This is a genomic window from Sphingomonas sp. (assembly GCF_040398505.1).
Lineage (GTDB): Bacteria > Pseudomonadota > Alphaproteobacteria > Sphingomonadales > Sphingomonadaceae > Sphingomonas.
The window spans coordinates 1-8,792 of record NZ_JBBATX010000099.1 but is presented as its reverse complement, the minus strand read 5'-3'; the positions used below and the strand labels follow the sequence as shown (position 1 = coordinate 8,792).

The following is an 8,792-nucleotide window of genomic DNA, read 5'->3' as shown; positions in this document are numbered from 1 at the left end:
GCGGGCCAAGCGGGCCGGGTGTCAAATTGGCCGAACGCGCAACGGCAAGCGCGTCCGAAGCGGAAAGTTCGGACCGATCGCCAGTCCCATGCGCTGCCATGCGGGCTTGCCACCGGGCTACAAGCGGCTTTCCTGCAAGGATCTCGGGACCACTCGCAACATGGCCGTTGAGCATCCACAATGGAAAGTACGCGCCAATATCAGCCCATTCGGGCGCATCGCCGAGAAGATAGCGGCGTCCATCGGCGAGCTGACGTTCGATGAGCAGCGCATGTGCGGCCAGTTGCGCGCGAAAATATGGCGCATCGGCTTCGAACCGCGCAAAATCGAGAGTGGTGAAATAGGCGCTGCGCTCGATCAGCAGCCCGGCGGGCATCGCCGCTGCCCCCTCATGCATTGCCAGCGCCGCGCCGGGCGGGAACAGCGCATCGTCGCTCCAGTGCTGTAGCCCAAAATTGACCAGCGGCCCCGACTGCAACAGCGGCGGGCACGGGTGGCGGCGTTCGATCTCGGCGATCACTTGCCGCGAGTCGCAATAAATGTCGGCGCCGATCTGGAGCACCGGCGTGCCGCGATACCCGCCTGTCAGCGCAATCAGATCGGGCTTGGGCATCGCCATCGGAATCAGGACCGAGCTCCAGGCGAGCCGCTTGATCCCGAAGGCCAATCGGATCTTCTCGGCGAAGGGCGAGGGGTCATGGTGATGCAGAATGAGGCGGTCGTCGCTCACGCATCAAGCTCGGCATAGACTGCGTCGTCGTCGATCATCGAGGCAAACACCACGATCGGCAGCTTGGTCAAGGTCCCCGTGGGGGAACCATCGCGCAGATCGAAGCGAACCCCATGGAGCGGACAAAAAATATGTGGCCCCTTAATCTTGCCGCCTTCCAGCTTGGCGCGTTGATGGCTGCACATATTTTCGACCACGAAGGTCCCCGATCGCGAACGGCATACGAGCAAGGCGCGGCCTGCAACTTCAATGGGGGTCCCGCCATTTTCGGCCAGATCAGCCAGGGCCGCAATCCGTACGCGCGCCATGCTCAGCGCCGCTGATCGAAGCGCCGGCCGAGCATCGCCCCGGCAATATTGGTTTTCTGAATATCGATCGCGCCGCCGGCAATGCCCCAGCCCCAGCTATCGCGTAGCCGGCGCTCCATCGGGAAGTCCTTGGAATAGCCATACGCGCCCATCAGTTGCAGGGCGTCACCCGTCACTTCGCGCGCGATCGTGTTGCTGAAGCATTTGCCGATCGAGCTTTCCAGCACCGACGGCAGCCCATCCTCGGCGTTGGACGCCGCGCGCCAGATCAACAGCCGCGCTGCATCGACTTTCATCTGCATTTCGGCCAGCTTCAGCTGCACCGCCTGAAATTCGGCGATCGGTTTGCCGAACTGCTTGCGATCAACGACATACGCCTTGATGTCATCAAGCGCACCCGACGCCTGGCCAAGCGCCATCGTCGCATTGCCGCAGCGTTCAAGATCGAACGCCTCCATCAACTTGCGAAACCCACCGGCGGGAACGACGATATTGTCGAGCGGAACAGCGCAATCGTCAAAGTACAGATCGGCGGACGGAATGCCGCGAAACCCCATCAGGCTCTCATTCGGCCCAAAGGTCAGACCCGGCGTGTCCTTTTCGACCAGCACCGCGCCGATCGCCTTGGCGCCGGGTTCATCCGACAAACGGCAATAGACCAAATATGCGTCGCTATGCCCACCACCCGAGCACCAGCGTTTCGTCCCGTTGAGGATCAGCTTGTCGCCGACCACGGTTCCTTTCGTTTTCAGATCGGTGAGCGCCGACCCGGCCTCGGGTTCGGACATCGACACCGCGATGATCATCTCGCCGCGGCAGACCAGTGGCACCACGCGGTCCCGCAGCGCGGGCGGTGCGAAATGCTCGATCGCACGCACCGGGCCAACCGAGGATTCAAAGACGGGGAAGGCAACGGCCGAGGAAATCTTGGCGAATTCCTCCAGCACGACGAGCGCCTCGATATTGCCCAGCCCGAGACCGCCCAATTCCGCCGGAACGTTGATCCCGAGGAAACCCATTTCGGCGAAGCGATGAACAAGAGCGTGGCTGGGCGGCTTGTTGTCGCGTTCCAATTCGGCCGCAATCGCCGGCAGCTCGGCCTGGGCAAAGGTCCGCGCCGCTACCTGAAGCGCTCTTTGGTCGGGGCTTAATCGAAAATCCACCGCTTCACTCTCTTTCTGGCCTGTCAGGCGTCGACAAAATCACCAAGCACTTGCTTGACCGCGGTTCCGGCTGGCAATCGGTTGATCCCGATCCGGCGATCGAGTTCTGCATGCCAATGATAGATGCGCCGTTCCTGGTAATTCAGCGGCATTCCCTGGAAGCCCCGGCTCTGCAACGATTCCTGGATCTGCGGCGCAAACTGCAGGTCTTCGTACAGGATGCGTTCCCAGTTTTTGATCCGCGTATCCCATAACGGGTTCGCAGCAGCCGGATCATAATCGGGACCGATCCAGGTCGAAACCACGCGGCACGTCGTATCCGTAACCGGCCAGAACTGAAGTAACGGAACACCCGTGTCCGATGGCGGCATCACAAAATTGGGATAGATCAGATAGCTCACATTGTTGTTGGCCGGCACCTCGGTGACCGTCTCGATGCGCGGCATGCCGATCGTCCCGGGATCCTTCCAGTCGGGTCGGCTGTTGGGCGTGATCATTCGACTATGCCCGTTGGGCCACAACGTAATGACCATCCCGCGGTGATCGAGGAAGCGATCGACCGTCTTCTCGTGGATCGACTTGATGTGGTAGACTTCAAGAAAGGCATCAAGCAGCACTTTCACGTTGCAACCGACCTCATAGCTGCGTGAATCTACCAGCCGGAGCGCGCCGAACTGATATTGCCTGAACTCCTCTGCCATCGGGCCGATGTGATCGGCCAAAGGCTCTGCACCGGCGTCTTCGTTAATGAAGATCAGATTGCCGATGCTTTCACACCGCACCGAAACCAGCGAACGACAGGTGAAATCGAGGTCAACAAAATCGCGCTTATCGCGAACCGCGACCAGTTTCCCTTCGAGCGTGTAGCTCCAGCCGTGATAGGGGCAAACAAAGCCGCGCGCTTCGCCTGAGGCCTCTGCAACAAGCGGGGCGCCGCGGTGTTGGCAGGTATTGTAGAAAGCGCGGATTGCGCCATCCAGTCCGCGCACGACCAGAATTGGGGACCCGGGGTTGCGCGTCAGGAACCAGCTTCCCGGTTCCGCCAACTGGTCGGCGTGCCCGGCGTAGAGCCAAGCGCGGCGCCACATCTGCTCACGCTCAAGCGCCAGAAACTCAGGATCGGTATAGCGCGCACCGGGAATATCAGGCAGCGCAGGGAAGCCATCGGGCGGCCCCTTGCGGTTTCGCTCGAACTCCATCGCTTGCCGAAAGTCGCTGGCTGTTGATACGTCCATCATCGATGTTCCAACTTCTGTTGACTTGGAGCTAGCACAGCCTCAGATAAAAACAATCAGGAATGTTTTTTAAAGAGGTTTGGGTTTGGCCTTATCGCTGCATCAACTGACCGCAGTGGACGCGGAACCGCCCGAGCTGATCGACATTGCGAATCGCTTGGGACTAACCAGCGTGTGCCTCTTCACCCATGTGCCGGCCGCGGCCGCGAGCCGCTATCCGTGTGTCAGCGCGCACGATGTCGCCGCTTTGCGCACCAAGCTTCACGATTTGGGCATGACGCTTTCCAATCTCGAAGTCTTCCCCCTCGATCGAAGCGGCGCGCGAGAGGATTTCGAGAGCGGCCTTGCGATCGGGTCCGCACTGGGTGCAGCGCGCGCGACGGCGCACATCCATGATGTGTCGAGCGACCAGGACGCTGTCGATCGCTTCGCCGAATTTGCCGTTCGCGCCGCCGCGCACGGCATTGTCGCGGGGCTGGAATTCAACGCGTTTTCGGCCGTGCGCACGCTGCCCGCTGCAGAGCGGATCGTCCGCGCGGCCGGCTGCGGATCGGTCGTGCTCGACATGCTCCATGCGGTCCGTAGCGGCGCTGCGCCCTGCGATGTGGCGCGCGCCGCCGATCTGATCGGTTACGTTCAACTGTGCGATGGGCCCGCGGCCATGCCGGAGGAACGGCGATGGCACGAGGCGGTCAGGGAGCGATTGCCCGCAGGGGAGGGGAAATTTCCCCTATTGGCCCTTAGCCGAGCGCTGCACCGCGACGTGCTGTTCGATATCGAGGTTCCGCAATCTGCCGCCAGAAGCGCTGGTATGTCCGGCTTTGACCGAGCGCAGCGCGCGGTTGAGGCAAGCCGCCGATTTTTGGCAGAGTGGGAGGAAGCACGCGCATGTTGACCCGACCTGAAATCCTTCAGCACGCTTGGGTGGTCCCAAACCTCGACGCCGCGATCCATCACTGGCACCAAACGCTTGGGGTCGGCCCATTTCTCGTCAATCGTAACCTGCAGATCAGTGCACCGCTGCATCGCGGCATGCCTCGCGCGGTTGCCTTTTCCACTGCGGTTGCACAGTCGGGCAGCATTCAGATCGAGCTGGTTGAACAGCATGATGACGGCCCCTCGGCGTTTCGCGATACCGTCCCGGCGGGTATGACGGCGTTTCATCATGTCGCGATCATCGCGCAAGATTTCGATGCGGCGCTGCGCGCCTATGCCGGGGTCGATATCGCTGCAGAAGGTCGCTTCGGCGACATTCGCTTTGTCTATCTCGATACCAGCGCGACGCTTGGCGCGATGCTGGAGATCCTTGAAGATCGCCCCGGTATCCGGGCCTTTTTCGGCGCCATTCGCAAAGCGCATGACCGCTGGGATGGCGATCCGGCGACACTGATCCGCGAGCTTTAGCTGGTCGTCACGATCGCGCGCGCAAAGCTGAAGCGGGACGCCGGGTCGACGATCTGCAGAAGCTCGACGACATTGCCGTCGCAGTCCTGACCATAGGTCGCTCTGGTCGCAGCGCTCCCCCCGGGCGGGCAGTTGAACCGCATCCCGAGTGCGCTGAGGCGCGTGTAATCGGCAAAGACGTCATCGCTGTAGAGGCAAAGGTGCGTTATGCCATGATCGCACATCCGCGGGCGCACCGGATCGCCCGGCGGCGCGGCGTATTCGAAGGCTTCGATGTAGAGATTGCCGAGCCGGATCATCTCATACCGTGCCGCCGACTGCTCAAGACCGACCATCGTATCAACGCGCGCATTCCCGGCCTTCCATTCGCCGCCCCCGCAGCGCTCGAAGCCGAACCAGCGCGCGTAATGATCGACAAACCGGTCGAGATCAGGCGTCGAGATGGCGAGGTGATGGACGCCGCGAATCATCGCGCCGCCTCGCGCGCGGCCCGAACTGCGGCGGCAATTTCGGCATTGCGGGGGTTGCGGCGCAATGTCAGCCCGCCATTCACCTGCAACACCTGCCCGGTCATGAAACACTGATCCGACGCGAGCCACAACGCTGCCTCGGCAATGTCTTCACTCGTGCCGACGCGGCCAAGCGGATATTCCTTGGCAAACGTATCGAGAATGGCCGCGTTACGCGAGGCGCGTTCGGTCATCGGCGTGGTGGTGAAGCCAGGCGCAATCGAATTTGCGCGTATCCCGCGATGGCCGAATTCGTTGGCAATGCAGCGGATGATATGATCGGTCGCTGCCTTGGTGCCCATATAGGCGGCATGATCCTCAAGCATGATCGATGCCGTCGCGGACGAAATTTGCAGGAGCGAGCCACCGTCGCGCATGCTGCGGAGCATCGCCTGATAGAACAGGATTGCGCCGGTGAATTGCAGCGCGGCAATTGCTTCGAGGTCCGCCCGGGTGGTATCGAGGAAAGGCTTGAGCAGCCCCCAGCCGGTTGCGTTGAGCGCAATATCGAGCCCGCCAAAGCGATTGATCGCGGTCTCGGCGAGTCGCTTGAGATCCTTCTCGCTGGTAATGTCGCAGACCACGGCAGCACCGCCGATTTCTGCCGACAGAAGCTCGAGTTGCGCGGCGTCACGCCCGGCCACCACCAGCATGGCACCTTCCCGCGCAAAGGCACGCGCGATACACTGTCCCATATTGTCCCGGCCGGCTGCGCCGATCACGATGACAACCTTGTTTTTGAACTTTTCCATGCCGCGTTTCCTTAAATTCCCATCAGCCGTGCTTGCAAAGTCTGAAGCAGTGCCGCGTGCCACGCCGGGCAACTCTTGCACCTTATCCGCGAGACTGGCACGTCTGGCCGCACAGAAAAAGACATGGTTGATTGTTTTTTCGAAAACAGTGATGAGTGTTTTCGAACGATTGAATTGGATGTGTGGATGGACAACCCGGCAAAGCCCCACGTACGGCCGGACCCCAATGCCCCGGGCCGTCCAGTCCGAGGGATGAGCGATGAACAGCTCCTCGGTGGCGAGACGATCTTTCGCACGGACTTGCTTGTGGGTAAGCGAATCCTCATCACCGGTGGCGGCAGCGGCATGGGCAAAGCGACCGCGATCCTCGCCGCCCGGCTCGGTGCCCGAGTCGCGATCTGCGGGCGCGACCCCGACAAGCTCGCCCACGTGGCAACGCTCATTTCTGACGCCACAGGGCAGCAGATTTTCACACGCAGCGTGAACATTCGTGATCCTGATGCGGTCGAGACATTCATCGGCGAAGTCCATGACACGCTCGGTGGGATCGACACGCTCGTCAACAATGCCGGCGGCCAATTCCCGCAGGACGCAATCGACTTCAGCCGCAAGGGCTGGTTGGCGGTAATCGACACCAATCTGAACGGAAGCTGGTGGATGATGCAAGAGGCGGCAAAGCGCTGGCGCGACGCCGGCGTGCCCGGCAATATCGTCAATATCGTCGCCAATGTGGAGCGCGGCATGCCGCAAGCAGCCCATACCTGTGCCGCGCGCGCCGGGGTGATCTATCTGTCCAAAACGCTTGCGACCGAGTGGGCACCGCTGAAGATTCGCGTGAACTGTATTGGTCCTGGCGTGATCGAAACCGAAGGGTTCGGCGTTTATCCCGAAGAGGCGCTCGTGCGTTTCCACAAGGCCAATCCGATGAAGATGCGCGGCGATGCGTGGGATATTGCGCAGAAAATCGTCTATCTGGCGTCGCCAGCGGCGCGTTTCATTAATGGCGAACTAAGCATCGTCGATGGCGGGCAGGCCCAATGGGGCGTGATCTGGCCCGGCGGGCTGCCCGACTATTTCAAAGAAGACGGCGCTGCATGACGGTGCCTTTCAGGAGAGAAAAATGACTGGGCGCGTTAACGGCAAAATTGCCCTCGTTACAGGTGGCGGCTCGGGTCTTGGCGCCGCTGATTGTCTTGCACTGGCGCGTGAGGGGGCAACGGTGATCGTCACCGATGTCGCGTTTGACGCTGCACAGCGGGTGGCCACCCGGATCGGAAATGGGGCCATTGCCATGGCGCTCGATGTCTCCAGCGAGGCTGCGTGGCAAGCTGTCATCGCCGATGTCGATCAGCGGTTTGGGCACCTCGACATTCTCGTTAACAATGCCGGGATCGTCCAGATGGCCGATTGCGAAGACGTGACGCTCGAGCAGTTCCGGCGTGTGAACGCAATCATGAACGAAGGCGTGTTCCTCGGCTGCAAATATGCCTTACCCTTGCTCAAGCGCGCCGAAAATGCCTCTATCATCAATATGTCTTCGACCGGCGCGTTACTCGGCTACCCGATCTTTTTTGCCTATTCTGCGGCCAAGGGCGCGGTTAGATCGATGACGAAATCGATCGCCGTGATGTGCCAAGATAAAGGGTACCGGATTCGTTGCAATTCGGTCCATCCCGGCGCGATCGAGACGCCGATGGTACAGGAAGCCGAGGGGCGTATTGGCACAGAAAGACCGGTCGCTTCCGGCGTATTGCCAGCGGGCGAAAAGGGCGCGCCTGAAGATGTGGCAAACATCGTCCTGTTCCTGGCATCGGACGAGTCCCGGTTTGTCAACGGAGCCGAGTTTGTCATCGACAACGCTCTTACGATCCGGGCATGGTAAAGTACCAGTCTTCGCAAAATAACCGTCTGCGGCACAGAGTTTTGCCGCCAGACTCGTTCAGCAATATCTAAATCTCGCGCAAAATATTCGATCAGATTTTTGCTCCATGACCTGCTCCCCGATTTCAGGCCGCTGATACCTTAGCTTCGGTGTCGATATGCCCGTGGCGGGGGCGGTTGGTAAACTCGGCGGGTGCCAACCCGCCAAGGCTGCGGTGCGGACGAACGGTGTTGTAGTCCGTCCGCCATGCCTCGATGATCCGTCTCGCCGCAGCCAGCGAAGGGAACAGGTGCTCGTTCAGGCACTCGTCGCGCAAGCGACCACTGTATCTGTCGACGAAGCCGTTCCGCTGCGGCGTGCCCGGCGCGATGTGGTGCCACGCGACCCCGGTGTCGTGGCACCAGGCGAGGATTGCGCGACTGGGCAGCTCGGTAGCCCGCGACGCTCGGCGATGGCGCTTACCTCGCGGACAACGCACCTTCGACAATCCCGGTGCGGTTCATCTTGGGTGTCGGATCGGCTGCACCAAAGCCTGCATGAGTGTAAAGCTTTAGGCTATCGCTGGAGCAAGCCGTTGCCGATTTAGCTTCGTCATGTCGGCTGGGCGATCGCGCTTTTGCGCCGACTGGTTGCGAAATGCATTGCAGGGGAGGGGGATCCAGTCTGGCATGACAGCTTGTAAATCTCGGATCTAGCCGGCCAGATATGACAATCGCAGCGACAGGCGCCGCGGCTGGCTCGGAATTATTGACAGCTGCCTAAGAGCCCGATTCAAAAGTTTTTCAAGCGTAGCAGTACTTTGCGGTTCT

The 8,792-nt window shown here is 60.9% G+C and carries 10 protein-coding genes and 1 pseudogene; 4 read left to right on the top strand and 7 right to left on the bottom strand.

All coding sequences use genetic code 11. The features are described 5' to 3' along the window. The 4 genes from ABWP09_RS11635 to ABWP09_RS11620 all read right to left on the bottom strand — a co-directional run. A partial coding sequence (locus ABWP09_RS11635) for a glutathione S-transferase family protein (RefSeq protein WP_353205299.1) occupies positions 1-730 on the bottom strand: 730 nt, incomplete at its 3' end. Then, complete coding sequence (locus ABWP09_RS11630) at positions 727-1,038, bottom strand: Rieske (2Fe-2S) protein (RefSeq protein WP_353205298.1); 312 nt, start codon at positions 1,036-1,038, stop codon at positions 727-729. The genes ABWP09_RS11630 and ABWP09_RS11635, both read right to left, overlap by 4 nt. A gap of 2 nt (positions 1,039-1,040) precedes the next feature. Next, the gene (locus ABWP09_RS11625) at positions 1,041-2,201 is read right to left on the bottom strand and encodes an acyl-CoA dehydrogenase family protein (RefSeq protein WP_353205297.1); all 1,161 of its coding nucleotides are present in this window, start codon (positions 2,199-2,201) and stop codon (positions 1,041-1,043) included. 23 nt (positions 2,202-2,224) lie between these two features. Next, positions 2,225-3,439 (bottom strand): aromatic ring-hydroxylating oxygenase subunit alpha, encoded by a 1,215-nt coding sequence (locus ABWP09_RS11620; RefSeq protein ID WP_353205296.1) that lies wholly within the window; start codon positions 3,437-3,439, stop codon positions 2,225-2,227. Positions 3,440-3,551: 112 nt separating this feature from the next. Between ABWP09_RS11620 and ABWP09_RS11615 the strand changes: the two genes are divergently transcribed. Continuing rightward, positions 3,552-4,331: a sugar phosphate isomerase/epimerase family protein gene (locus tag ABWP09_RS11615; RefSeq protein WP_353205300.1), complete on the top strand. Its 780-nt coding sequence runs from the start codon at positions 3,552-3,554 to the stop codon at positions 4,329-4,331. Then, entirely contained in the window at positions 4,325-4,840 is a 516-nt protein-coding gene (locus ABWP09_RS11610; RefSeq protein ID WP_353205295.1) for a VOC family protein, read from the top strand. The genes ABWP09_RS11615 and ABWP09_RS11610 overlap by 7 nt, the downstream gene beginning before the upstream one ends. Here the strand turns inward: ABWP09_RS11610 and ABWP09_RS11605 are convergent. Both ABWP09_RS11605 and ABWP09_RS11600 read right to left on the bottom strand, forming a co-directional pair. Beyond that, the gene (locus tag ABWP09_RS11605) at positions 4,837-5,310 is read right to left on the bottom strand and encodes a VOC family protein (protein ID WP_353205294.1); all 474 of its coding nucleotides are present in this window, start codon (positions 5,308-5,310) and stop codon (positions 4,837-4,839) included. The genes ABWP09_RS11610 and ABWP09_RS11605 overlap by 4 nt on opposite strands. Beyond that, complete coding sequence (locus tag ABWP09_RS11600; protein WP_353205293.1) at positions 5,307-6,311, bottom strand: SDR family NAD(P)-dependent oxidoreductase; 1,005 nt, start codon at positions 6,309-6,311, stop codon at positions 5,307-5,309. Before ABWP09_RS11600 ends, ABWP09_RS11605 begins: the two co-directional genes overlap by 4 nt. Here ABWP09_RS11600 and ABWP09_RS11595 point away from each other — a divergent pair. Both ABWP09_RS11595 and ABWP09_RS11590 read left to right on the top strand, forming a co-directional pair. Beyond that, entirely contained in the window at positions 6,288-7,199 is a 912-nt protein-coding gene (locus tag ABWP09_RS11595) for an SDR family oxidoreductase (RefSeq protein ID WP_353205292.1), read from the top strand. The genes ABWP09_RS11600 and ABWP09_RS11595 overlap by 24 nt on opposite strands. A gap of 22 nt (positions 7,200-7,221) precedes the next feature. After that, positions 7,222-7,983, top strand: coding sequence for an SDR family oxidoreductase (locus tag ABWP09_RS11590; RefSeq protein ID WP_353205291.1), 762 nt, complete (start codon positions 7,222-7,224; stop codon positions 7,981-7,983). 124 nt (positions 7,984-8,107) lie between these two features. Here the strand turns inward: ABWP09_RS11590 and ABWP09_RS11585 are convergent. Continuing rightward, a pseudogene (locus tag ABWP09_RS11585) lies at positions 8,108-8,428 on the bottom strand (integrase core domain-containing protein); the annotation flags it as partial. Positions 8,429-8,792: the final 364 nt, after the last annotated feature.

Coding starts and splice junctions, on each gene's coding strand:
- ABWP09_RS11630 (WP_353205298.1), bottom strand. CDS start 1,038: ATGGCGCGCGTACGGATTGCGGCCCTGGCTGATCTGGCCGAAAATGGC.
- ABWP09_RS11620 (WP_353205296.1), bottom strand. CDS start 3,439: ATGATGGACGTATCAACAGCCAGCGACTTTCGGCAAGCGATGGAGTTC.
- ABWP09_RS11610 (WP_353205295.1), top strand. CDS start 4,325: ATGTTGACCCGACCTGAAATCCTTCAGCACGCTTGGGTGGTCCCAAAC.
- ABWP09_RS11605 (WP_353205294.1), bottom strand. CDS start 5,310: ATGATTCGCGGCGTCCATCACCTCGCCATCTCGACGCCTGATCTCGAC.
- ABWP09_RS11595 (WP_353205292.1), top strand. CDS start 6,288: ATGGACAACCCGGCAAAGCCCCACGTACGGCCGGACCCCAATGCCCCG.
- ABWP09_RS11590 (WP_353205291.1), top strand. CDS start 7,222: ATGACTGGGCGCGTTAACGGCAAAATTGCCCTCGTTACAGGTGGCGGC.